This is a genomic window from Paraburkholderia sp. RL17-347-BIC-D (genome assembly GCF_046027915.1).
GTDB lineage: Bacteria > Pseudomonadota > Gammaproteobacteria > Burkholderiales > Burkholderiaceae > Paraburkholderia.
On sequence record NZ_JARESS010000032.1, the window covers coordinates 54,199 to 77,655 of the forward strand.

The window sequence follows — 23,457 nt, forward strand, 5'->3', positions numbered from 1 at the left end:
GCTCACAGCGCGGACGGAACTATTTGCGCCAGCCAGCATGCGGTGAATGGTCGTGCTATTAAGATTGTGTACAGGAGTGGCGCAAGCGTCGAGTCGGATTTGCTTCTCTAAGGTAAGCGGTGTTTTCTCCACACTACGGAAGAAGCATGAGGAGCGGCGCTCCCCTAGAACGGCATATCGTCGAAACGCGGCGTGGCTAATGACCGTTTCACGAACTTTAGCCAGCCCTTAAGTTGCTTGACGTCGTCGAATACGAGCAGGTCACGTTCAAGGGCGTGGAGGCTCTCCTGCAGCGAGAAGATATCGGCGGCTAGATTGCGCATGATGGAGCTGGGCGACACATCGATGAAGGGCGGAATTCCGTAGCTGTGCTTGAATCCGTTCTCGACATGCAGGATTTCGTGGTCGAGTTCACCGACCTGTTCCTTCAGAATCTTGTTGTAATGTTTCAACCGGTCTTCGCCGATGTTGTTGATGGCGCTTTGGTCGATATGTTCCAGCTCCAACTGCAACTCAAGTAATTGCAACAGGCTGTTTTTGCTATATGCCTGGTTGGCCCTTTGCATCAGAGCGGTCTTCCGATCACGCTCCTGCGGATCGGTTTCGCGGTCGGGATGCAAGGCGCTGGCCAGTTTGCGATAGACCTCGCGGATGGATAAGCTCAGTTCGGCCTGCTCAACTTGTTCTCGTGCCTCTGCTGCGAGTTGCCTGGGTGTCTTTTTTCGTTTGGCGCGGCGCGCTTCCCGAGCCTGGTTTTCGAGTGCATCTTGTGCCTGCAGCTGTTCCATTTGCGCATGGGCGCGCTGCAGTACATCCTCGGGAGAACTCATATCAACGTCGTCGCCCAGCTCGACCCCGAGCATGGCCTCGAGCGCCGATTTCATGTCGTCCAACTCGGCGGCGGCTTCACTGTCAAAGTCAGATTCGCTATATCGGTTGTAAATCGTTTTAAGCTCCAGATCATCACTCTGCGCAACCAGCTCACCTGCCAGGTCGCTGATCAGGTCTGCAATCGTGCGCCGCTCGGATTTGGTCAGCCCCTTCTGACCGTACGCCTGGTCCAGGCGATGCACGAGCTTGGCGCGCAAGTCGATGGAAGTTTGCTCAAGGGGAGCGAACTCGCTTAGATATTTCCGATGGAAGGCAGGCATTGCAGCCTCCCAGGCACTCAGCCGGGCGCGCCGCTTTTCGATCTGCTTGATCAGCGTGTTGAACGCCTTTTGCCCCTTCGACAGATGAGACTTGTTATGGTCGGGAGCAAGGCTGATGGACCTGAGATTTGTCCTGGTCATGGGATGATTTCCGCTGGTTGATGCGAGAGCGAGCACCCCGCTATTTTAGCCGAGGTCGCGGTTGCAACGCGCTGGCGCCCGCGGTGCGATAGCGAACACGCGCACGTTGCCGACCGATGATCGACCTATGCCGGAGCTCGTGGAGAACGCGGACTGGACCCCAGATCGGGGTGCTTCAGGGGGGTTGTAGCGAGCTGCACTCGTTTGGCGAAGTTAAACGGCAGCAGGTCGCTGATGTCAGCGTCCGATGCCCGTTGTGGCATTTCGGTCAGCACATGATGCAGATACGCATAGGGCTCGACATTGCAGGCCCGGCACGTCAGCACGAGGCTGTAGACCATGGCACTCGCCTTCGCGCCCGCAACTGTGTCAGAGAAGAGCCACGAATGTCTCGCTGTTGCAAATGGCCTGATGTCTCTTTCCAGAATGTTGTTATCCACGGGCGCACGCCCATCGATCACGTAGCGGCTTAGATATTCCCATTGGTTTCTCGTGTAACTGATCGCCTTGCCCAACAGGCTCTCAGGCAGAACCTGGGGCGCCTGCGTATCCAGCCATGTCTTGAGCGCTTCTAGCAACGGCACGCTATGTTGCTGCCGCAGCCGGTAGGTGTAGTCGGCTCGCGCCTCGCCATTGGGCAGTCCCGTGCGAGCAAGCGTCTCGACCTGATAGAGCGCCTTGAAGTACTCAAGCGCTTGCAGCGCGCGACCACCCGTTTTCTTCTTCTGTCCCTTGTGCGCGTCGACGAACATGCGCCGTGAATGGGCGATACAGCCGAAGTGAGTGACGCCTTCGAGCGTTCGCCAGGCACTGTATCCATCGGTCATCAGCATGCCTTCGTAGCCAGCGAGAAACGCTTGCGGATATTGCTGCCCACGCCCGGGTTGGTAGTCGAACAGCACCACCGGCTGCTCGCTGTCCCCGGCACTTCTGTACGTCCACATATAACTCGTGCTTTGCGGCGTCTTGCCTTCTTCCTTGAGAACCTGCACCGTCGTCTCGTCGCCGTGAATCAGCGGCTGCGACAACAGTGTTTGGTGCATCGCTTCGTACAGCCGGCTGTAGTGCATCTCGGCAGGCCTGATGATCCAGTTCACCAGCGTGCCGCGGCTCACCGCAATGCCCGCGCGGGCCAACGCGTGTTCCATCCGGTACAGCGGCGTGCCGTCAACATATTTGCCGGTTGTCACCGTCGCAATCATCGCCGCGCTCGCGCTGCTACCCGGCAACGGCTGCACGGGCATCGACGCGATTACCATCGGCGTGCGTTCGGCGTTGCGCTCGCAGTGGCGGCACGCGTATTTGAAGCGCACATGTTGCAGCACCAACGCCTTGATCTCGATGTGCAACTGCTCGCTCGTCTGTTCGCCCATGCGGTGCAACGCATTTTGACAGCACGCACAGGTCTTCTGCTCATCGGGCAGATCGTACTCGATACGCCGGCGCGGCAGCTCGGCCGGCAGCGGCTTGCGTCCCCGCTTACCGTGCTCGGATTTGCCAACCTCCGGCAGTCCCGTATCGGGCAGCGCGAATGCATCATCCAAATCATCGTCACCGGGTTCGGCCGCGGCGATCTGCTCGGCTTCGTCGAACACGCGATCCCTGAGTTTCTCGCTGCTCGGCGCGAAGCGCTTGAGCTGCGCCAGACGGAACAACTCCTCGAGTTGCCCAATGCGTTGCGCCAGTTGCTGGTTATGGGACTGAAGCTCGAGAATGCGCTCGATCAGCGCCTCGGGGGAGAGCTGTTTGAGATCGTCCTCAGCGGACGGGGAGCGCGCGTCGGTATTCATGTGCTCCACGATAGCGAAGCTGCACAACGAATGGGTTTACGTCAAAGTGTAACAATCGCGCCGGGCGTCGCGCGCACCACGCCCGGCGCGCGGCTACTGAACGTTCAACTCACGTGTCGGTACTGCCTCGAAGGGTGACGACGCACCGCGTCGATGTCGATGCCTTCGAGTAACCAGTGAAGTTGCTCGCTCGTAAGTTCCATCACCGCCTGCTGTCGACGTGGCCAGACGAAACGGTCAACCTCTAACCGTTTCATCATCAGCCAGAAACCCGAGCGCTCATAAAACAGCAGCTTGATACGGTTCGCACGCTTGTTACGGAAGGCGAAGACCGCACGGGCAAATGGGTCAAGCTGCATGGACTGCTCGACCAGGATAACGAGACCGTTAATCCCGTTCCTAAAATCGACCGCGTCGCAGTGCAGGTAGACCCGCAGTTCAGCGTCCAGCCGGAACATGGTAGCGCCCCAGCGTTTCGATCATCGCCGACACCAACGTCGTGTCCTGCCCGCTACACTCGAGCTTGAGCGTAATGCCATTGGGCATTTCCACCGTCAGCCGTGACGGTGCCGGTGGGCGCAGCGAGCTGCGCACGGATTCGCCGTGCGCCGGCAGGAGTTCCGATTGCGGTCCGGATCGCCTCGGCTGCGCGTCGGTGCGGCCGATCTCGACGACCGGCACGAACGCCGACGGCGTACCTTCGATTACGTCCATCGCAGGGGTGCCGTTGCGTTTCTCCTGGTGCTTGCTGACCCACCGGCGCAGCAGGTTCGCGTTCACACCAGCCTTGAGCGCCATGCCAGCCAAAGACACGCCCGGCTGCAGGCAGGCCTCGACCAGCTTCTGTTTGGCCTCTTCGTCATAGTAGCGTCGTCGGCCATCACTGCTCACCCCGACGGGCTCAAGCTTCAAGGGATCTGAGGGATTCTGCGTCATATGTCCACCTGTCAATGAGGTGGACATATGCTGCGCGATCAAGCCTCAGGAAACCATGTGCGCTTATTTCACCGCTTACTCTCTAAGGGAAAGTTTGGCTAACCGGTGTCGGAAGCGGGGGATGAACCCAATACCGCTGCCACACGGCTCACTGCCTCAACGCCGCTAACCGACGTTAAGGCAAGCTGCCTGCGACCATTGCGCCTTGCTCATGCGCGAGGCTGAAGGCGTCTGCCACTGCCGATCACGATTGCGGAGAGAATCAGAAGCGCGGCGCCGCCAATAAATGTCGCTCCGATGGAATAGTGGTCGAGAAGCGTGCCGCCCAGCTCTGCACCCACCATGATGGATAGCTGTATCGATGCAACCATCAAGCCGCCCCCGCTCTCCGGCTTGTCCTTTACTCCTTTCGAAGGCCAGGTTGACCATGCGACAGGGATCGCAGCATTCACCGCTCCCCATGCAATCACCAGGGTCGCTACAGCCCAGAAATTGTGGCCGGCTGGAAGTAAGGCGATCGTCACTGCAGCCAGTGCAACAGGCAGACCCATCAGAAGATGGTACAGACGTTTGCTCATGATTGCGCTCGCGCCATATGTACCCGCGAAACCGGCTAGACCCATGCCAAGCAAAAGCATCGACAGTTCGGCGACATCGACGTGCGTGTACGACTCGAAGAACGGCCGGAAATAGGTGAATACGGCGAAGGCACCGCCGAACGTAAGCATCACGCCAAGCATGGCAAACGCCACGTGGGGGCGCCAGAGTAGAGAGAGCACGTTGCCGTTTTGGTGCGACCGTTCGCTCTTCATGGATGGGATCGTGACCAGCAGGAGAACGAGGTTGATAGCAACGATTGGGACCAACGCCCAGAAAACGCCTCGCCATCCGATGACGCTGCCCAGATAGCTGCCAACCGGGGCAGCAAAGGACGTAGCGACGGCGTTACCTGTGTACAAAACTCCCAACGCCTTGGGCAACGATTCCTCGGGCACCAGCCGCATGATAGTCGCTGTGGCGAGCGACCAGAATCCGCCGACCGTAATTCCCAACAGTGCGCGGGCAGCCATCAAGGTCGCGAAGCTGCCGGCTTCAGCGATCAGGATAAGCGACACCAACATTAGTCCCGCCAGGCCGGCCAATACATTGCGTCGGTCGAGACGACTCGTGAGCGACGGAATAGCGAGGCTTGTCACGACGGCGAACAGCCCCGAAATGGAGATTGCCTGGCCCGCCATGCCGACTGAAGCGCGTAGGTCCGATGCGATGGGCGTCAGAAGACTGACCGGCATGAACTCGGACGCAATCAACATTGCGGCGCACATCGCCATGGAACCGACTGCGGCCCATATTTGCCGATTTGGGATGGATGGGCGGTTAATCAGCGTCGACATTCAACTCCCTCATTTTCAATCGCCCTACGCGTTCTCGCGAACCAATGGTCATCGTCCAGCCGATAAACAGTCAGTTGACGACGCTGTGGCACTGATCGGTTAACGCGTAGCCAGACGTTGCATACACGCGGACGTGATTTCAATCGGCGAGAATCGCCTGTCGATTGTTCTCTTTGAGCAGCGACAGGGAGGAGGGCATTTATATATTCATTCAGCGATCTGACGCTGAACAGTTAAAACGTAGTTTAGCCCCGCAGCCACGCTGGATAAACCCGTTCGGGGTGATTGGACTCATGAGCGCTCGTTATCAATAGGTATAAGTCCCGATCACTGCGCCTTGCGTCGTGCAAATGCGGCTCCGATGCGCGGTGTCGGCCAGCCTGGATTGGAGGCCCTCTCGCGGCGATCCCATTGCTATAACGGATAAGGTGTGGCGGGGACAGTGGACAGCCCCGGATTGTTCTTTCTTGATTGATGAATGACGGTAATAGGCCCAATGAGTTTTTGGTGTCTAGTTGCCGCTTAATGTCGTGGTTAGATTACCGTATGAGCGCGTGTCGGCTTGACACATCATCGGTGCCGCCAATGACTGTGGCCCACGAACGAGCCGCTTCTACGAGTTTTCTGCAGCAAGAGGGCTCCGGTGCGTCTCACGCGGTCAGCCCCGTCATCGCTCTCTGTTCGCCGGCAGCCGGCCGGTTGCACCGGGCATGCATAGCGCGTGTCAAGCACTAACGTGCGAATCGGCAGAAGAACACTTGTTGCCGAAAGTCGCTCGAAGGTCCGCTTCAACAAACTTGTGGAGGTCTCTGCATGGCAGAAAAGAAGAACTGGATGTCGCAAGACGGCGAGGTTCAGGGTCAAGACTTTTCGGACGCGCGCAAGCCCGTTACTCGCAGACGGTTTCTGCAATCAATGGGTGCGTCAGGCGTCGCTGCTACGAACGCAGGGCTATTTTCTGCGGCGAAGGCTGACGAAGCTAACAAAGAGCCGCCAGTCGGCCAACAAGATTCGGCGCAATCCGTCGGTCACACCGTCCGCCTGAAGGTAAACGGCGAGATGCGACAGATAAACGTCGCGTCAAACGCCGTTCTTCTCGACGTCTTGAGAGACCAACTGCAACTCACAGGCACAAAAAAAGGCTGTGACCACGGTCAATGTGGTGCCTGCACGGTCCACGTCAACAAAACAGCGGTGAACTCCTGCCTGTCACTGGCGGTGATGCATGACGGGGACGAGATCACGACGGTCGAAGGACTGCAACAGAATGGGCGGCTTCACCCTGTACAGCAGGCATTCTGGGAGCACGATGCGTATCAGTGCGGCTATTGCACGTCAGGTCAGATGATGAGCGCGGTCGCAATCCTGAAAGATAAGCGCATTGCAGCGGATGACCAATCGCTGCGTGAGGCGATGAGTGGGAATATCTGCCGCTGCGGTGCCTACAAGAACATCGTCGCCGCCATTCAGGACGCGCGTGCGAAAGCGGGGAGGTCAGTCTGATGAAGAATTTCGACTACATTCGCGCCGTTTCGTTAGATAGCGCCGTGCAGAGCGTTGCACAGCCAGGCGCGGTGCTGCTGGCTGGCGGCACCACGCTACTGGACTTGATGAAATTGAATGTGATGCAGCCGGCGGCCGTTGTCGATATTCACAAGTTGGCGCTTGACCAGATCGAGCAGTTGCCCGACGGCAAGGTAAAGATCGGCGCCATGGTCTCCAATACTGAACTGGCCTTCAACGAACACATTCGCGTTCAATACCCGGTGCTTTCCCAGGCTCTGCGTTCAGGCGCCAGCACGCAACTGCGCAACAAGGCGACTACTGCGGGCAATATCATGCAGCGTGTTCGCTGTGGGTACTTCCGGGATGGTGTCTCAGCTTGCAACAAGCGCAATTCCGGATCGGGCTGTGCCGCCATCGGGGGGCAGAACCGTAACGTGCACGCTGTGCTCGGCGGTAGTGAGCACTGCATTGCCGCGCACCCGTCGGATATGTGTGTTGCGATGGCGGTCATTGGTGCGACCATTCACGTGCGAGGACAAGCTGGATCCCGTGAAATCGACTTCGGCGATTTTCATCTCTTGCCTGGAGACACGCCATGGAATGAGCACGCTCTCCAGGCAGGTGAAATCATCACGCACGTGACTCTCGATGCGCCGATGCAAGGCAGTCGTTCCGCGTATCTGAAACTCCGGGACCGCGCTTCCTATCAATTCGCCCTGGCCTCGTGCGCGGCAATCATTGCGCTTGACGGGGAGAGGATCCGGGAGGCCCGCGTTGCTCTCGGAGGCGTCGCGACCAAGCCGTGGCGGGCACGCGAAGCGGAGAATGCACTGATAGGCCAATCCGCGAGCGTGAGTTCATTCGAGAAAGCAGCGGAACTTGCGCTCAGGGGCGCGCGCTCCTATGGACAGAATGGCTTCAAGATTGGCCTCGGTCAGCAAGCGGTCTTGAGAAACCTGACTGCGTTGGTCGCTTGACCTGTGTCATGGAGAGAAATTAATGAGCGATCAAGTGATAGGACAGGCGGTAAAACGGGTCGACGGCCGTCTTAAGGTGACGGGCGCAGCGAAATACACCGCTGACCAGAACCCGCCCGGCCTTGTGCACGCATATGGCGTTTTCAGCACAGTTGCGAGTGGGCGCGTGCTGCGAATCGATACTACGGCGGCGAAACGCGTGCCTGGTGTCATCACGATACTCGATCACGAGAACTTTCCTCGGCTTTACCGTACGCCTATAAACCTCACTCTGCCCACTATCCTGACGGCGTCACGGACTGACGAGAACCGTCTACCGTTCGAGGATGCGACCGTCAATTACGCGGGCCAATTCGTCGCGCTCGTCGTGGCAGACACATTTGAGCATGCGCGAGAAGCCGCCAGTCTGGTGAAGGTGACATACGGCAAGAGCCAGCCTATCACGAGTCTGGATGAAGGCGTCAAGATTTCCGGATTGAAAGACGGCACTAACGGTCACACCCGCGGCGACGCGGCAAGCGCATTCAATAGTGCACTTCATAAGATTGATTTCGCGTATCGCACGCCGGTGGAAACGCACAATCCCATGGAAATGCATGCGACGGTCGCGAGCTGGCAGGCCGGCCGCCTCCACGTCTACGAAGCAACGCAAGGCGTGGTGGTACACAGGAACTCGCTTGCGCGCATTTTCGGGCTCACACCCGATCAGGTTACGGTCGAGGCACCATTCATCGGTTCGGGATTCGGCAGCAAGTTGTTTATCTGGCCGCATTCCGTCGCTGCAAGCGCTGCGGCACGTGTAGTCGGACGACCCGTCAAGCTCGTCGTTCCGCGCGCGCAGATGTTTACGACAACGGGTCATCGGCCCGAAACGCTTCAACACATGCGGCTGTCGTGTGATGAACAAGGCAAGCTGACGTCGCTTCGTCACGAGGCGATCAACACAACCTCGTTCACGGACGACTACACGGAAACGTGCGCCGTGGTGTCACAGAGCCTATATTCGTGCGCAAATGTGCATGTCAGCCACAAGACGACCAAGGTCAATCGCGGCTCGCCCACTTCCATGCGCGCACCGGGTGCGGCACCGGGGCTGTTTGCGCTAGAGTCGGCGATGGACGAACTTGCGCTAGACGTTGGTATGGACCCGGTGGCTTTCCGTTTGAAGAACATTTCGACGATCGATGAAAGCAAGAACCTTCCCTGGTCGAGCAATCATCTTCGGGAAGCCATTCTGCAAGGTGCGGAGAAGTTCGAATGGAAGAACCGTTCGCCGCATCCCGGTTCGATGCGCGAGGGCAACGAGATTGTCGGCTATGGCGTGGCAGCCTGTAACTGGGATGCATTTCGAACACCGGCCGAGGCTCGGGTACAGTTGCGCAGCGACGGGATGGCGGCTGTAACGTGTGCGGTCCAGGACATTGGAACCGGAACGTACACTATTGCTGCCCAGGTAGTGGCCAGCGTGACGGGGCTTCCGCTGGAAAAGATTCAGGTCACGCTCGGCGACACAGCATATCCCTCGGCTCCGCTGTCCGGCGGTTCGTGGGTCACCGCGAGCCTGTTACCTGCGATCGCCGAGGCAACGCGCCAGGCAGTCAATCAGTTAAAGGATTATGCAACTTCGCCCTCGGGGCCTTTCGTCGGTGTGAAGAAAGAGACTCTCACCTTCCAGGAAGGGAGTCTCACCGACGGGAGTCGCAAGGTGGACTTTACGTCGGTGTTGAAAGGTCAGCGTCTTGCAGACGCCGAGGGTTATGCGCACACCGGTGGCACGCCGACCGACAAGTTCTCCTTCCGTTCATTTGGAGCACATTTCGTCGAAGTTCGTTGGGATCCCGGCATTTCGCATTTACGAGTCGCCCGTGTAGTGAGTGCAATTGACGTGGGTCGCGTGATCAACCCGCTGACGGCGCGCAATCAGGTCGAGGGTGCCGTTGTGATGGGTATCGGCATGGCCCTGTTCGAGGCAACCGAATACGACGCACGCTCCGGCCTGCCTGCGAACAATAACTACGCGGAGTATGTCGTTCCGGTGCATGCTGATCAGCCCGAGATCGATGTTCTGCTGCTCGACTATCCGGATCTGCATCTGAATGAATTCGGCGCCAGAGGCATTGGCGAGATCGGCACGACCGGGTTGGCAGCAGCCGTGGCCAATGCCGTTCATCACGCAACTGGTGTCAGGGTGCGAGACCTTCCAATAACGCTTGAGAAAGTCTCGAGTCAATTACGGGGCGTTGCGTGAACGCAGGTCGCGCAGTGTTTTGAATGGTGCTCTGTCGTGGGCTCACCGGGTGTCAACAATGAGTGCGACTTCGTTCACTATGTGGTCAGGAGCCAGAATGTCCGATCGGAAAATGTCTAGAGGCGTTCTTGTTCTAATCATGCTATCCCTCTTTCTCGCAGGACCGAGCGCAACGGCAGGGGAGCTGAATGGTGCTTCCAACACCGCAGCTGCGACGAACCAAAGCGCTATCACTCCCGCCCACAACGTTCCCTCAATTAAGATCACAATCAAAGTGGCAGGAAAAGAGCTTCAGGCGACACTGGGCGACAATCCAACCGCGCGTGAGTTCGCCGCTCTTCTCCCAATTCGCGTCGCGACGCGTGACTTGTTCGGACGGGAGAAAGCAGGGCCGCTGCCTAAGGGCATTTCAACAGGTGGGCCGAGCAGTGAAGTCTATAAGGTAGGCGACATCGGTTACTGGTCACCGGGCCACGATATTGCGATCTATTACCACCAGGACGGCGAAAGGATACCGTCTCCAGGCATCATCAACATAGGTCACATCGATTCAGGAATCGAGGCTTTCAATGTGCCCGGCGCAGTCGAGATCTCCATCGAGCGCTCGCCCTGAACAGACGCGCGACCCGCTAGGCTATTAAGAGTTTAGCTGAAGTATCCCCGGCAGGGACTGGCGAAGCGGCCTAGGTTCGGTGCTTCAATGCGTCGATCACCAGGGAAAACGCACGTGAAGTCTGGCGCCGGCTCGGATAATAAACGTGGTAGCCCGGCCATGTCGGACACCAGTCCTTGAGTACGCTGACTAATTCACCCTTGCGAAGATGGTCGCGCACAGCGTCCTCCGGGACAAAAGCCAGGCCGAAGCCTTCGAGGGCCCCTCTGATCATTTGCGGCTGCGTGTTGACGGTGAGTTGTCCGCTGACGCGCGCCTGTGTTTCGCGTTTTCCTTTCTTCAATTCCCAGGCGTATAGTGCCTTCGTCGTCGTCATACGCAAGCTTATGCATTGGTGATCAAGAAGGTCCTCGGGAGTGTCTGGAACCGTCCTGTTCGCGAGATACGATGGTGCTCCTACAATTGTCATCGGAATGTCGGGACTGATGCGGACTGCGATCATGTCTTTCGCGACCTGGTCCCCGAAACGCACGCCGACATCATAACGATCTTCGACAATGTTCGAGAGGCCATAGTCGACCGTGACCTCCACTTTAATGTCAGGATACGCGTGCAGAAGCTTGCGCAGCTTCGGCCAGATGACGGTGTCGATGGGGTGGTCAGTGGCAGTGATGCGAATCACGCCCGCGGGCTTGTCCCTGAAGTCGGACAAGGCCGCAAGGCTGGCATCAATCTCTTCAATCTTAGGCGCTACCGCCTGGAATAGTTCCTCGCCCGCTTCTGTTGTCGAAACGCTGCGGGTTGTCCTTGTGAGAAGGCGCAAACCGAGCCTGGCTTCGAGGTCGCGGATGATATGACTCAACGCTGATTGCGAGACACCGAGTTTCGCGGCAGCGCGGGTAAAGCTCTTCTCGCGCGCGACGGCGAGAAACACAAGGATATCGTTCAGGTTTTCTCTAGGCATCTCACCTTACCCTTCGTAGAAAGCGGTTCACAGGCCCGCGGCACCGATAGCGTTTATCGAGGGTACAAGCTCCGCTGGTACGGTAATTGATGAATGATACTAATAAGTCCAAGTGGGCGCAGCTACTTAATTCAATAGGCGTAAACCTTTAGCATATGCATTGAGAAGGTTGCTCACAAACCGTGCGCGGCGGCCTTCGACACAAATGCACGGTGTAGAGGCAGTATCTGGTGCGAGACATCGATCCGGGTGCCATTTTTCCCTTTCAACGAAGCGGGCGGGCATGCCATTACCAATCTTTCTGGAGTAGCGATCATGAATCGACGCCTCAATCTTCTCGTTATAGCATTCGGCCTTTCCGCTCCTCTGTTTGCATCGGCGCAGACCTCTTCGACGCAAGGGTTGACGCGAGAGCAGGTCCGTCAAGACATGGCTGAGTACGAAGCAGCTGGGTACAACCCCGCACGTCAAAATCCGCGTACCTGGGTTGACGACGCCCGTGCAGCTTCAGCCAGGGTGATGACGGCTAGAGCGGGAGGAACTCTGCCTCAACTCGCAGTCAACAAGGCCAATGGCGCCAGTCACTGCGATTGATTGTCCAGTTCACAACTGCACAGACGCAAACCTCTCAGCACATGAGCACGTCCTTGTGGCATTTGCAGCAAGCGGAGCTATGGGACGGGCGTTCCATAGCTCCATTGCCTTAGCTGCCGATCCGCTTGGCGAGATCGCGCGTCGACCTACGTAAATCCCACCCACTCATTTCATTCGCGGAGCGGTCGATTGCCCTGGCAGGCGCAACAGAGCTTTTCTACGATTCTTCGTGAATGTGACGATCTAGACCTATCGCACTTTCTCCCCCCATTGGGCGCCGCATTGGTGCTGAACACGGGATCAATGAGAATTCGCTTGCCAGCCAGTTGCACGAAATATGAGTTGTGCCCGAGCCATACGGCGAGCTTCTCTGCCGGACAAGTGCCGTGAGGTCCGTCTTCTCGGACGGAATAACGCCTTGCGGCCGCGGCGCTCCCTTTTTTCCGAAGATCAGCTCCATCCACATGGAGAGCTCCGAGCTGCCGGCTGTATGTAGTGGCGTATCGATCTGGTTGTGGAACCTTCCGTTTGCGTAGTTAGGGGATTGTTCGATGCGCGACAGGCGGCCATTATCCAGCAGGTTTCCAAACAACGGCTGCTGAAGATACGCATAGGCGGCGAATCCCAAAGTTGCGGAAATGGCTGCAAGAAAAATCAATAGTCCCGAGGCGAAGCGTTTCATCAAAGAGCCTCCATCGACCTTGAGCCGATAGTTGCGCAGATTTCGACGAGGCTTTTTGGCAGCAAGCCAGCAACCTACCAGGCGCCTCCGGGAACGATTGGGATAAAGCCCTGGCCCTGTATGGCTTACACAACTATGGCGTACGGAAGAACGCCCTGCTAGAAGGGCTTTAGCCGGACCTGCTGCTTACGCCGGCAATGAGAGGGAAGCCATGTCAATCACGAAGCGGTAGCGCACGTCGGCCCGCTCCATCCGTTCCCACGCTTCGTTGATCTGATCCATACGAATCATTTCGCAGTCCGGCAGGATGTTCTTGCGCCCGCAGAAGTCGAGCATTTCCTGAGTTTCCAGGATGCCGCCAATCGGCGAACCAGCGATGCGTCGACGACCGACAATGAGCGGAACCGTGCTTGGTTCAGCAAGCGGGCCTACCTGACCGACGAGAACGATAGTGCCGTCGACGTCGAGCAGCGGCAGGTAAGGATTCAGGTCATGACGGACCGGAATGGTGTCTATGATGAGGTCGAAACTGGATGCGGCCTTCTCCATCGCTGCGTTGTCGGTGGAGAGCAGAAGTGCGTCGGCACCGAGTTCTCTCGCATCAGCCGCCTTGTCAGGCGTGCGGCTCACCACGGTCACGGTCGCACCTAGAGCCGACGCGAGCTTCACTGCCATATGCCCAAGGCCGCCCAGACCGATGACGCCGACCCGGCTGCCGGGACCGACCGCCCATGTGCGCAAGGGAGAGTAGGTCGTGATGCCCGCGCAGAGCAGCGGGGCCACACGGGAGAGGACAAGACTGTCGGGCACGCGAAGCACGAAGTCCTCGCGGACCACGATATGTTTCGAATAGCCTCCCTTCGTCGGCTCATTCGTGACCCGATCGAACCCACAGTAAGTTTGCGTGTTTCCTTCGCGGCACAGCTGCTCCAGGCCCTTGCGGCATTGGTCACATGTCATGCAGCTGTCCACCATACAGCCGACGGCGACGTGGTCACCGACCTTATAGCGCTTCGCGTGTGGTGCCACATCAATGACGCGGCCCACAATCTCATGACCCGGCACCAGCGGATAGTTGGACCAACCCCAGTCGTTACGAGCCTGATGCAGGTCGGAGTGACAGACTCCACAGTACAGGATCTCAATTGCAACATCGTTGAGTCGCAACTCGCGCCGCTCGAAGTCATACGGTTGGAGGGGTGAGGTCGGGGTTTGAACGGCAAAGCCTCGGGTCTTCATCGCGGAACTCCTTGGGATAAATGAGAGAAGTAGAATCCGGCAGCAGTTGGCATGCTTGCGGATATGAGTGTCTAGCGCTTTGAGAACCTGACACCGATCGTGGACGCCTGCTGGACTGTTCGGACGTCGGAATAGTCGATTGTATGAAAAGATCGACGAGGAATTAAGCAGCACAGACGCATGGTGCTATGAGCTGTGCTCATGAGTCGCGGCGGCGGACTCAGCCCGCCTGGTTGCCTGGTCACGTCGGTGGCCGCGCATGCCGAGCGAGGCATGGTGCACGCCTAGACGGCCGTCCATGTATCGTTGTGCGGGCGGGTGCGCGGCCGTGTGATATTTACAGGCCTGCTGTCTGTCCACCGTCAATGACTAAAGCGTGGCCAATTGCAAATCCGGCTACGTCGGAGCACAGCCAGAGAACCGTGTTGGCAATCTCCTCGGGCCGACCGAGGCGACCAATCGGCTCTTGCGCAATCATCCGCTGCCGATTCTCTTCGGTACCCTGAGTGAAGCGACCAATCATCGGTGTGTCGATAATGCCCGGACACACAGCGTTGATCCGGACACCGTCCTTCCCGTACTCCAGAGCGGCGGACTTTGTCAGGCCGATGACCCCGTGCTTGGTGGCACAGTAGGCGCCCTGACCACGGATTCCAACAACGCCTGCGCCCGAAGACGTGTTCACGATCGAACCACCACCGTTCTTGAGCATGATTGGAATCTGATACTTCATGCAATAGAAGACGCCGCCGAGATTGACGCGCACAATGCGCTCGAAACCCTCGTCGCTTATATCTGCGGTGTAGGCGAGCGGTTGCTCGATGCCTGCGTTGTTGAAAGCGAAGTCGAGTCGACCGAATTTATCGATGGTCGCGGCAAGAGCTGCCTGAACGTCTGCCGGTTTCGAAACGTCGCATTTCACAGCAAGCGCGCGCACGCCTTCCTGTTCGATCATCTGTGCAGTCGCCTTGGCACCTTCTTCCGAGAGGTCCACAACGACGACGTCAGCGCCCTCCTGCGCGAAAGCTAGCGCTGTTGCCTGCCCGATTCCGTTTGCCGCGCCGGTAACGAATGCCACCTTGCCTTCATAGTTCCACTTGCGATGAGTCGTCATTGCTTCCTATCTCCGTTAAGTTACTCGCTCCGAAGGCGAGCGATATTTCGCCAGACATATGGGCGGAACCGACTGTAGTTATTCCGACGGTTCGAAAAAGGTGAGACCGGTGCTCAACGCGGGTCCGAAGTTTTGCATCAGTCCAGACATTGAACGAACAGCTCTGCGCACTATGCTTGCGCCTTGTACGCCGTACTTCAGGCGGCTAGTTCGGCCTTGTAAATAGCACTGTGTGGCTGCCGCGCTTGCAGTTGTTCATCTGTTCCCAGATAAACACAGCAATACAGCGTGGTTCCGTTTCGTCCACCCATCGCGCATGAGACGGCGTTGCCTTCGAATTTGACGCAGTCTGTAATTTCGCCGCCCTCGATTACACGGATGAATTCACCCGTGTTATAGCAACCGGCCCAGATGGCTCCGTGCTTATCGACGCAGATCCCATCAGGCTGCCTGCCGCCCAGATCTGCGAAAAGGCGGCGATGAGATAAATCCCCATTTACGGCCCGGTCATAGGCGGTGAGCTTCCCGCTCCATGTTTCGGCCACGACCAGCGTACGTCCGTCATCCTTGATGACCGCTCCGTTGGGGAATTCAAGTCCGCTGGCGGCCACCCGAATAGAGCCGTCGGGCTCAACGACGTGCATCTCAGTCGCTTCTACCGGCGCTCCGCCGAAGAGGTCATACCCGAAGTTGCCTACGTAAGCTCGACCCATGTCGTCTACAACCAGATCGTTGAGGTCGCCAGCCGCGACATCCGTCAGGTCCGCGTACACAGACAAAACGCCCTCCAACACCTTCATGAGTTTTTTATCGGCGCAGGACACCACGATGGGAGTTTTATCCGGCAAAAACCCGATTCCGGCTGGCCGGCCCGGTACGTTGCACACCACGCTGCGAGTGCCGTCTTCAGATACGGTATAAAGCTTGAAATCGAAGACATCCGAGACCCAAAGGCGGTTGTCGTACCATCTGGGCGCCTCCAAGAAGACGAAGCCGTCAGCGACGAGCGTCGCCTGATGCTCTTTCATGAATATTCTCTTGTAGTGGGAGTGACGCTGTGATGTGTCTCCGTCCCAACTAGCTTATTGCTCGCGCCGTCGTTAGGTCTAGTTCGTTTTTATTGCTTCGACGGTAAGTTGGGCTGACAGCGGTTTGCGCGGAGGGATGCCCCGACAATCTAACGACACGGTTTGGGCACACTGGACTGCAATCAGGAAACCGGAACGGGGAAGCCCGCAGCCGCGTTCATAGGCACCGCACTACCGGCGCGACTGCGCAGGTGTCTTCCCGGTTCCGCTAGCCTGCGCGATGCTCCTTTCCTTTTCTTAAGACATGAATCTTGTTGCTCTCGACCCAACCGTCTGTTGTTTCAAGGTAAGCGCTGACATGAGGGGCGTTGCAGTGCGCGTTAAAAGCCTCTTCGTTTTCCCACCGCTCGATGAAGACGAAGCAGCGGGGCTCCCGCATATCGCGATACATCTCGTATTCAAGCATTCCCTTCTCCCTGTGAGTGGGTGCAAGCAACGCGTCGAGTGCATCGGCCAGTTTCTCCTCAAACCCGGGTTTTGCGACGGAGATAGCAATTGCGGATACCTCGGACATGTTGTACTCCTATGAAATTGGAAATGAGAGGCGAGGATATACGCAAGCATTTCATAAAGAAAGCGCTGTTCAGGCGACCTATCCCGGAAGGCGCCGACTGCCGGGCAAAGAGCCGCCTGCAAGAGTCGGGTTTAACCCTTAAGTAGGTCTATCGGCGATCGCCCGCGCAGCCTCTGTCGGCGGGCAGAGGATGCTCAACGGGGCCTCTACAGGCGGTCAACGGGAAATCCGATCTTAGGTTTAGCGATGCTTACCCTCACGGCCAGAAAAAGCGACTAGCCTAACCGACACCTCCGAAATAACCTTCAACAAACGGAGACACCGACTTCCTCGATCAGCAGCCAATCAGCATGGACATATACGATTACATCATCATCGGCGCCGGATCGGCCGGCTGCGCGCTCGCCCGGGGGCTCAGTGACAACCCTGGTAACAAGGTGTTGCTGCTGGAAGCAGGGCCGCCTGCTGACAGGTTCTGGGTGACTACGCCTGCCGGTATGGCGAAGCTGTATTTTCACAAAGAACTGAACTGGAATTACTTTACCGACCCGATGCCAGCACTCCGCAATCGGAAGATGTACTGGCCTCGGGGTAAGACGCTGGGCGGCTCCAGTTCCATCAACGGGATGATTTTCATCCGTGGCCACCGCAATGATTTCGATAGCTGGAGAGACGGGGGAAACCCTGGCTGGGGCTACGACGATGTGCTGCCGTACTTCAAGAAGATGGAGCATAACGAGCGCGGGGCGGATGACTATCGTGGCGCCGGTGGTCCGTTGTGGATCAGCGATCCCGTCGTGAAAGTACCAAGCTCGCATGATTTCATCGCAGCTACGGAGCGTCTGGGCATTCCTCGGACGGAAGATATCAACGGCGCGGTACATGACGGTGTCGGCTTCATGCAGCACACCACTCGTGGTGGCCGCCGTTACTCCGCCTACACCGCGTTCGTCAAGCCCGTTCGCAATCGGCCGAACCTGACTGTGCTGACTGGCGCCGCAGTGCAGAGCATTGTGCTGAAGGGTAACGTAGCAACGGGAGTACAAGTTCTCCTGAACGGAGAACGTCAGACTTTTAATGCGGCGCGAGAAGTTATTTTGTCGGCCGGATCGCTCAATTCTCCGCAAGTGCTCATGCTGTCAGGCATTGGACCTCGCGAAGAATTGCAACGGCATGGCATCGAAACTCTTGTTGAGAGCCCGGGGGTCGGACTCAATCTGCAAGATCATTTCTACGTGCATGGAAGCTATCGCTCGACCCCAGATAGTTCCTACAACCTGGAGTTGAGCGGCATCAGGAAGTACCTGGAAGGGGTGCGTTACCTGTTGACCCGCAAGGGTTACCTGGCGCTCGGCTCGTCGCAAGTGGGGGCCTTTGTGAAAAGCCGTCCGGAAGAACCCTACGCAGACCTGCAGATCAGCTTCAGGCCGATGACCTTCACGTACTTCCCGGGCGGAGAGTGTGAAGTTGAACGCGAGCCTGGCATGGGCGTCTCCGTTTACCTCTTGCGGCCGCGTGCTACCGGCACCGTGACGTTACGCTCGGCAAATCCGGCCGACCCGGCCGTATTCAAGCCGAACTTCCTGAGTAACGGCGATGACAATCGGGCCATGCTCGCGGGCGTAAAGCTGATCCGGCAAATCATGTCCACCGAGCCCATTGCATCGCGCGTTATCGAAGAACAGATTCCTGGCCCTGTGGTGAAGACGGACCAGCAGATTCTCGACTGGATGGAGATGACTGGAAATTCAGCGCACCACCAGGCTGGCACCTGCAAGATGGGACGCGACAGGCTCGCGGTAGTGGATGAGCGTTTGCGCGTGCGAGGTGTCGAACGGTTGCGGGTGGCTGACGCGTCCATCATGCCGCATCTCACATCCGGCAACACGAATGCGCCGACGATCATGATCGGCGTGAAGGCGGCAGACATGATTCTGAAGGACGCGGTCCCTCGCCGCATCACCGGTGAGGCGGCAGCGCCCGCCGCAAGTGCGGCGAAAGAGGGCGCTGCCGTGGCGGTTAAATGAGTGCGTCGGCTGACGATAGATAGTCAACACAGCGACCGCGAGCATGCTCGGGGTGCGCTTGGTCAACGTAAGCGAACAGGGATGTCATCGATGTTAACTGCAAGTCATCAGAGTGCTGAAAACAAGGTGCAAGCGGAATACCCTCGCGTCGGCCTTTACATCGACGGCGAGTGGATCTATGACCGGGAAACGGCCGTCGAAGTAAGAAACCCGGCCACCGAAGAAGTATTGGGTAAAGTGCCGAAGGCGACCGGCGAGGACCTCGCGCGTGCTTTGGATGCAGCGGCGCGGGGTTTCCTGGCGTGGCGTGACACGCCGCCTCAGCAACGCGTCAAGGTCATTCAGAAAGCCACGGCGCTGATGCGCGAGCGACTGGAACTCATCGCTACGACGATCACATTGGAAAACGGGAAGCTGTATTCCGACGCCTATGCGGAGGCCGACCGCTCGATGAACTTTTTCGAGTGGAACGCGGCCCAGTCACTGCGTGATTACGGGTTGATCGTTCCCGGCGAATCGCAAATGCAGAAGTTCATTCTGCGACAGCCGATTGGTCCGGTGGCAGCGTTCACGCCCTGGAACGTGCCTATCAGTTCTGCAGCGCGCAAGGTAAGTGCGGCCTTGTCGGCGGGGTGCTCCGTCATCCTGAAAGCAGCGGAGGAAACGCCTGCCACCGCGTGCCTCCTCGTAAAAGCCTTTGAGGATGCAGGTCTTCCTACCGGCGTGTTGAATCTCGTGTTCGGCAACCCCGCGGAAATTTCGTCGACCCTCATTGCGTCTCCGGTAATTCGATTGGTGACGTTTACCGGCTCGGTTGCAGTTGGAAAGCATCTGACGCAGTTGGCGGCTGCGGCGATGAAGCCCGTGCTCATGGAGTTGGGCGGGCATGCTCCAGTACTCGTATGCGAAGGTATAGATGGTGCTGCCGTCGGACGACTGGCGGCACGGGGCAAGACGAACGCCAGCGGCCAGATCTGCGCATCTCCTTCCCGATTTATCGTTCATAGCAGTGTGTACGACGATTTCGTGGCCGCTTTCGCGGATGCGGTGCGAGAGGTGCGAGTCGGCGACGGGTTCAGCAAGAACGCGCAAATGGGTCCAGTCGCAAGTGCGCGCCGACTTTCCGCGATGCAGGGGCTGGTAGCAGACGCTAAACAGCGCGGCGCCCGAGTTGCCGCGGGGGGCGCCCGTATCGGAGATCGAGGCTATTTCTTCGAACCGACGGTACTGGCTGATGTACCCATCGACGCAGATGCGATGACGATCGAGCCTTTCGGTCCTCTCGCAGCGTGCGTGCGTGTAGACGATCTGGGGGAGGCTATTGCGCTTGCAAACAGCCTATCGGTCGGCCTGGCAGCCTACGCATTCACTAACTCCATTCAGGATGCCGAGCAGATCAGTCGTGAGCTCGAATGTGGCGTGTTGTCCATCAACCACTTCGGTACGCCAGACGCAGACACGCCTTTTGGCGGAGTCAAGGACAGCGGAATCGGACGGGAAGGAGGCCCGTCGACGCTGGATGCATACATGGTCACGAAGACAGTGTTGCAAAAGACAGTACGCATCTGACGAAGCACGCAGGTATTGCGGCGTGGAATCAATGCGATCAAAACGGGGGGACATGGACGGCACGGTCTGTGTCGAGCCCGAAAGGATGGGCCAGCATGCGGCCAAGGCACTCTACGCTGCTGTAACGAACCCCCTGACGCCAAAGGGCAAGTTCATCGAAATAGACACACCAGGCGTAACAAAAGAAAACGTATCAAGTTGCATCCCCCAGTGGTGATAGCGGCGCAGGCATCTTGACCATCGCTTTCGAGCGGTCGGTTCGAGAAAACAGCGGGGCACACAGAGAGACGACCGCATGACTTGTACAGGCATGCCTGGACAGATCTGCGGCCAGCAAACAAACTAAATGTGGAGACAGTAATGAAAAAGTACGTCAGGAAAGTGGCACTGATCGGCGTGGCCGGCGTTTTGGCGCTTGTGACAGATGCCGCCATCGCCAAGGACATCACGCTGGGCTACGTGGCCGCAGGCATGCAGTATCCCTTCAATGTCGCAGCAGCGAAAGGATTTGAGGCGGCAGCGAAGGCGGCGGGCGTCAAAACGATTGTCCTTGACGCGAAGACAAGCGTCGAAAGGCAGGGAAATGCGGTTGACGACCTCATCGCTCAAAAGGTCGACGGGATCGCGGTTCTTCCAATCGACGCGGTGGTTGCTCAATCCTGGGTTGACCGCGCCGCATCCCACAACATCCCGTTCGTAGCGGTCGCGACGCAAGTCGGTGATCCGCAAAAGCATCCAATCAAAGACGTCTATCCGAAGTTAAGTGCACTGGTCGCAAGCGATGAGGTGCACGCCGGATACGATGCGGCACAGATTGCCGCAACCTTACTGCCGAAGGGGCGGACAGCGAATATCGCGATCGTCGAGGGAGCGCCTGGCTACCCGACGGTATGGCAGGTGACAAAAGGCTTCAAGGAAGGACTCGACAAGGCCGGCATCAAGTATCAGATCGTCGCCTCGCAGCCCACCGACTGGACTCCTGAGAAAGGGGAGTCTGTCTGCCAGAACATGCTGTCTGCACACCCGGACGTTGACCTTTTCTTCAACCAGGCCGACGACATGGTCATTGGCTGCGCTCGAGCTGTACATGCGGCGGGTTCCCACGCCAAGCTCGTCAGTCGAGGCGGATCGCGGCTTGGTATCAACGCCATCAAGGCTGGCGATGTGGACGGCACGGTTTGCATCCAGCCTGGAAAAATGGGCGCACTCGCGTTCAAGGCCTTGTATGCGGCGGTGACTAACCCGGGCGCGCCGAAAGCACAGTTTGTCGATGTTGACACCCCTCAAGTCACGAAGGCCACCCTGTCCCAATGCGTGCCCGAGTGGTAAGCAAGGTTGATGTCAACTGAAGTAGGAGGAGGCAGCCAAATGGAAAATGAAATCCCGCTTTTGCAATTGCAGGGCGTGACGAAGACATTCCCGAATGGTCTGACCGCGCTGCGCGGAGTCAACCTCAACGTCTCGCGCGGAACGGTTCACGGGTTGCTCGGCGCGAACGGCGCGGGCAAATCAACGCTGATCAAGATCCTGTCGGGCTCGTTTCCCGCTACGGGCGGACGAATCGTCTGGAAGGGGACGCCAGTTGAGTACTCGAGTCCGAAAGCCGCGAACGACATGGGGATTGCTACGATTCATCAGCACATTCCCCTCGTGCCAACGCTTTCGGTGCTTGAGAATGTATTCATGGGAGAGGAAAGCCGGTGGCGCCGTAGCACGGTCATTCGCACGCGTTTTTCTGATCTCTGTCGGCGAGTCGGGTATTGGCTTCATCCTGACGGGCTCGTGAGCGACCTGTCCATCGGCCAACGCCAGATGGTCGCGATTCTGCAGGCGCTTGGAACGGGCGCCGACCTGATCGTGATGGACGAGCCGACGGCGTCCCTCGCAGCAAGTGAGCGTGAGGTCGTCTACCAGATCGTGCGGCACCTATCCCGCGTCGAAGATAAAGCGATTCTATTCGTGTCGCATTTTCTGGACGAGGTCATGGCGCTCACAGACAGGGTCACCATACTTCGTGATGGGCAAGCAGTCGTCGATGCGGAAACGTCTGAGCTTGACGAATCGCGTCTTGCAGAAGCTATCGTTGGACGGCAAATCGTTGCACTGGAGCGGGCGGCAACGCAGCCAGTTGATTTGAGCGCGCCTGTGGTGCTTGAGCTCAAAGACGTCGCGTCTCCCGACAATCTCGAAACCATCTCGTTGAAAGTACGTGCGGGCGAGGTCGTGGGAATCGCGGGGCTGCTTGGATCAGGTCGTAGTGAGCTTCTACATGCGATTTTTGGTGCGGACCCCGATGCCACCGGTAACGTGCTGGTCGAGGGTCGATCAATTGGGAAATCGACGGCTGCAGCAGTGAAAGCCGGGCTCGGGTTAGTTCCAGAAGACCGTATGGAACAAGGTCTCGTCCCCGGGTTCGAGATCTGGCGCAACACAACGCTCCCCGCACTCAGCGGCGTTTCACGAGGACGCTGGTTGCCGGATCCGGCGCGAGAGCGCAAGCGCGGCGCGGAGGCGATCCGGCGCCTGTCGATCAAGGCGAATTCGCCGGACATCCTTGTGACGGAGCTCAGCGGGGGCAATGCGCAGAAAGTAACGATTGCCAAGTGGCTATTCAGCGATGTGAAGGTGTTCTTACTGGACGAGCCGACCGCAGGCATCGACATTGGAGCCAAGACAGACGTTCTGCTGCTCGTGCGCGAGCTTGCTGCAGCGGGCAAAGCGGTAATCATGGTTTCGTCCGAATTCGAGGAGCTCCTGGCAGTGAGCAGCCGGATCCTCGTTATGCGCGACGGGCGTTGTATTGCTGAGCGCGCTGGCCACGAGACGTCCGAGCATGAACTGATGTTGTTGGCGGGCGGCAAGAGTGCGAACCCGGCTAGCGAGCAACGCGCAGGCGCGCAATCTTGAAAG

Annotated in this window: 20 protein-coding genes; 9 read left to right on the top strand and 11 right to left on the bottom strand. The window is 58.1% G+C overall.

Translation table 11 applies throughout. The annotated features are described in order from the left end of the window. Positions 1 to 164 precede the first annotated feature (164 nt). From P0D96_RS32415 to P0D96_RS32435, 5 genes are all read right to left on the bottom strand, one after another. Entirely contained in the window at positions 165 to 1,292 is a 1,128-nt protein-coding gene (locus P0D96_RS32415) for a molecular chaperone DnaJ (RefSeq protein WP_408317579.1), read from the bottom strand. 125 nt (positions 1,293 to 1,417) lie between these two features. Next, a complete protein-coding gene (gene tnpC, locus P0D96_RS32420) occupies positions 1,418 to 3,082 on the bottom strand; it encodes an IS66 family transposase (protein ID WP_408317581.1) in 1,665 nt (554 codons plus the stop codon). Positions 3,083 to 3,186: 104 nt separating this feature from the next. Beyond that, positions 3,187 to 3,540, bottom strand: coding sequence for an IS66 family insertion sequence element accessory protein TnpB (tnpB, locus tag P0D96_RS32425; RefSeq protein ID WP_408317583.1), 354 nt, complete (start codon positions 3,538 to 3,540; stop codon positions 3,187 to 3,189). Further along, complete coding sequence (gene tnpA, locus P0D96_RS32430; protein ID WP_408317585.1) at positions 3,521 to 4,018, bottom strand: IS66-like element accessory protein TnpA; 498 nt, start codon at positions 4,016 to 4,018, stop codon at positions 3,521 to 3,523. Before tnpA ends, tnpB begins: the two co-directional genes overlap by 20 nt. Positions 4,019 to 4,227: 209 nt before the next feature. After that, positions 4,228 to 5,412: an MFS transporter gene (locus tag P0D96_RS32435; RefSeq protein WP_408317587.1), complete on the bottom strand. Its 1,185-nt coding sequence runs from the start codon at positions 5,410 to 5,412 to the stop codon at positions 4,228 to 4,230. Between the two features lie 813 nt (positions 5,413 to 6,225). Between P0D96_RS32435 and P0D96_RS32440 the strand changes: the two genes are divergently transcribed. The 4 genes from P0D96_RS32440 to P0D96_RS32455 all read left to right on the top strand — a co-directional run bounded on the left by P0D96_RS32440 (position 6,226) and on the right by P0D96_RS32455 (position 10,756). Beyond that, a complete protein-coding gene (locus P0D96_RS32440) occupies positions 6,226 to 6,915 on the top strand; it encodes a (2Fe-2S)-binding protein (RefSeq protein WP_408317589.1) in 690 nt (229 codons plus the stop codon). Beyond that, positions 6,915 to 7,895: an FAD binding domain-containing protein gene (locus P0D96_RS32445; RefSeq protein ID WP_408317591.1), complete on the top strand. Its 981-nt coding sequence runs from the start codon at positions 6,915 to 6,917 to the stop codon at positions 7,893 to 7,895. The genes P0D96_RS32440 and P0D96_RS32445 overlap by 1 nt, the downstream gene beginning before the upstream one ends. Before the next feature lie 22 nt (positions 7,896 to 7,917). Further along, on the top strand, positions 7,918 to 10,143 hold the full coding sequence (locus P0D96_RS32450) for a xanthine dehydrogenase family protein molybdopterin-binding subunit (RefSeq protein ID WP_408317593.1): 2,226 nt from the start codon (positions 7,918 to 7,920) through the stop codon (positions 10,141 to 10,143). Positions 10,144 to 10,240: 97 nt separating this feature from the next. Continuing rightward, complete coding sequence (locus P0D96_RS32455; protein WP_408317595.1) at positions 10,241 to 10,756, top strand: cyclophilin-like fold protein; 516 nt, start codon at positions 10,241 to 10,243, stop codon at positions 10,754 to 10,756. Between the two features lie 70 nt (positions 10,757 to 10,826). Here P0D96_RS32455 and P0D96_RS32460 read toward each other — a convergent pair whose 3' ends face one another. Beyond that, positions 10,827 to 11,720, bottom strand: coding sequence for a LysR family transcriptional regulator (locus P0D96_RS32460; RefSeq protein WP_317015851.1), 894 nt, complete (start codon positions 11,718 to 11,720; stop codon positions 10,827 to 10,829). A gap of 315 nt (positions 11,721 to 12,035) precedes the next feature. Between P0D96_RS32460 and P0D96_RS32465 the strand changes: the two genes are divergently transcribed. Continuing rightward, positions 12,036 to 12,314, top strand: a complete 279-nt coding sequence (locus tag P0D96_RS32465) for a DUF4148 domain-containing protein (RefSeq protein WP_408317597.1) — start codon at positions 12,036 to 12,038, stop codon at positions 12,312 to 12,314. Between the two features lie 217 nt (positions 12,315 to 12,531). Here the strand turns inward: P0D96_RS32465 and P0D96_RS32470 are convergent, their stop codons facing one another. The 5 genes from P0D96_RS32470 to P0D96_RS32490 all read right to left on the bottom strand — a co-directional run bounded on the left by P0D96_RS32470 (position 12,532) and on the right by P0D96_RS32490 (position 16,951). Further along, the gene (locus tag P0D96_RS32470) at positions 12,532 to 12,996 is read right to left on the bottom strand and encodes a hypothetical protein (RefSeq protein ID WP_408317599.1); all 465 of its coding nucleotides are present in this window, start codon (positions 12,994 to 12,996) and stop codon (positions 12,532 to 12,534) included. 186 nt (positions 12,997 to 13,182) lie between these two features. Beyond that, positions 13,183 to 14,235 carry an NAD(P)-dependent alcohol dehydrogenase gene (locus P0D96_RS32475; RefSeq protein WP_408317601.1) on the bottom strand — a complete coding sequence of 351 codons (1,053 nt, stop codon included), beginning with the start codon at positions 14,233 to 14,235 and terminating at the stop codon, positions 13,183 to 13,185. Between the two features lie 337 nt (positions 14,236 to 14,572). After that, on the bottom strand, positions 14,573 to 15,349 hold the full coding sequence (locus P0D96_RS32480) for an SDR family oxidoreductase (RefSeq protein WP_408317603.1): 777 nt from the start codon (positions 15,347 to 15,349) through the stop codon (positions 14,573 to 14,575). A gap of 197 nt (positions 15,350 to 15,546) precedes the next feature. Next, complete coding sequence (locus P0D96_RS32485) at positions 15,547 to 16,377, bottom strand: SMP-30/gluconolactonase/LRE family protein (RefSeq protein ID WP_408317605.1); 831 nt, start codon at positions 16,375 to 16,377, stop codon at positions 15,547 to 15,549. Between the two features lie 268 nt (positions 16,378 to 16,645). Continuing rightward, entirely contained in the window at positions 16,646 to 16,951 is a 306-nt protein-coding gene (locus P0D96_RS32490) for a putative quinol monooxygenase (protein WP_408317607.1), read from the bottom strand. 350 nt (positions 16,952 to 17,301) lie between these two features. On the opposite strand from P0D96_RS32490, the gene P0D96_RS32495 reads away from it, so the two are divergent. From P0D96_RS32495 to P0D96_RS32510, 4 genes are all read left to right on the top strand, one after another. Then, entirely contained in the window at positions 17,302 to 18,978 is a 1,677-nt protein-coding gene (locus tag P0D96_RS32495; RefSeq protein ID WP_408317609.1) for a GMC family oxidoreductase, read from the top strand. A gap of 90 nt (positions 18,979 to 19,068) precedes the next feature. Continuing rightward, on the top strand, positions 19,069 to 20,547 hold the full coding sequence (locus tag P0D96_RS32500; protein WP_408317611.1) for an NAD-dependent succinate-semialdehyde dehydrogenase: 1,479 nt from the start codon (positions 19,069 to 19,071) through the stop codon (positions 20,545 to 20,547). 360 nt (positions 20,548 to 20,907) lie between these two features. Next, entirely contained in the window at positions 20,908 to 21,876 is a 969-nt protein-coding gene (locus tag P0D96_RS32505) for a sugar ABC transporter substrate-binding protein (RefSeq protein WP_408317613.1), read from the top strand. A gap of 39 nt (positions 21,877 to 21,915) precedes the next feature. Next, positions 21,916 to 23,454 (top strand): sugar ABC transporter ATP-binding protein, encoded by a 1,539-nt coding sequence (locus P0D96_RS32510; RefSeq protein WP_408317615.1) that lies wholly within the window; start codon positions 21,916 to 21,918, stop codon positions 23,452 to 23,454. Positions 23,455 to 23,457 lie beyond the last annotated feature (3 nt).

Bases quoted from the DNA above. Each gene is read 5' to 3' on its own strand.
- P0D96_RS32415 (WP_408317579.1), bottom strand. From the start codon at position 1,292: ATGACCAGGACAAATCTCAGGTCCATCAGCCTTGCTCCCGACCATAAC.
- tnpC (WP_408317581.1), bottom strand. From the start codon at position 3,082: ATGAATACCGACGCGCGCTCCCCGTCCGCTGAGGACGATCTCAAACAG.
- tnpB (WP_408317583.1), bottom strand. From the start codon at position 3,540: ATGTTCCGGCTGGACGCTGAACTGCGGGTCTACCTGCACTGCGACGCG.
- tnpA (WP_408317585.1), bottom strand. From the start codon at position 4,018: ATGACGCAGAATCCCTCAGATCCCTTGAAGCTTGAGCCCGTCGGGGTG.
- P0D96_RS32435 (WP_408317587.1), bottom strand. From the start codon at position 5,412: ATGTCGACGCTGATTAACCGCCCATCCATCCCAAATCGGCAAATATGG.
- P0D96_RS32440 (WP_408317589.1), top strand. From the start codon at position 6,226: ATGGCAGAAAAGAAGAACTGGATGTCGCAAGACGGCGAGGTTCAGGGT.
- P0D96_RS32445 (WP_408317591.1), top strand. From the start codon at position 6,915: ATGAAGAATTTCGACTACATTCGCGCCGTTTCGTTAGATAGCGCCGTG.
- P0D96_RS32450 (WP_408317593.1), top strand. From the start codon at position 7,918: ATGAGCGATCAAGTGATAGGACAGGCGGTAAAACGGGTCGACGGCCGT.
- P0D96_RS32455 (WP_408317595.1), top strand. From the start codon at position 10,241: ATGTCCGATCGGAAAATGTCTAGAGGCGTTCTTGTTCTAATCATGCTA.
- P0D96_RS32460 (WP_317015851.1), bottom strand. From the start codon at position 11,720: ATGCCTAGAGAAAACCTGAACGATATCCTTGTGTTTCTCGCCGTCGCG.
- P0D96_RS32465 (WP_408317597.1), top strand. From the start codon at position 12,036: ATGAATCGACGCCTCAATCTTCTCGTTATAGCATTCGGCCTTTCCGCT.
- P0D96_RS32470 (WP_408317599.1), bottom strand. From the start codon at position 12,996: ATGAAACGCTTCGCCTCGGGACTATTGATTTTTCTTGCAGCCATTTCC.
- P0D96_RS32475 (WP_408317601.1), bottom strand. From the start codon at position 14,235: ATGAAGACCCGAGGCTTTGCCGTTCAAACCCCGACCTCACCCCTCCAA.
- P0D96_RS32480 (WP_408317603.1), bottom strand. From the start codon at position 15,349: ATGACGACTCATCGCAAGTGGAACTATGAAGGCAAGGTGGCATTCGTT.
- P0D96_RS32485 (WP_408317605.1), bottom strand. From the start codon at position 16,377: ATGAAAGAGCATCAGGCGACGCTCGTCGCTGACGGCTTCGTCTTCTTG.
- P0D96_RS32490 (WP_408317607.1), bottom strand. From the start codon at position 16,951: ATGTCCGAGGTATCCGCAATTGCTATCTCCGTCGCAAAACCCGGGTTT.
- P0D96_RS32495 (WP_408317609.1), top strand. From the start codon at position 17,302: ATGGACATATACGATTACATCATCATCGGCGCCGGATCGGCCGGCTGC.
- P0D96_RS32500 (WP_408317611.1), top strand. From the start codon at position 19,069: ATGTTAACTGCAAGTCATCAGAGTGCTGAAAACAAGGTGCAAGCGGAA.
- P0D96_RS32505 (WP_408317613.1), top strand. From the start codon at position 20,908: ATGAAAAAGTACGTCAGGAAAGTGGCACTGATCGGCGTGGCCGGCGTT.
- P0D96_RS32510 (WP_408317615.1), top strand. From the start codon at position 21,916: ATGGAAAATGAAATCCCGCTTTTGCAATTGCAGGGCGTGACGAAGACA.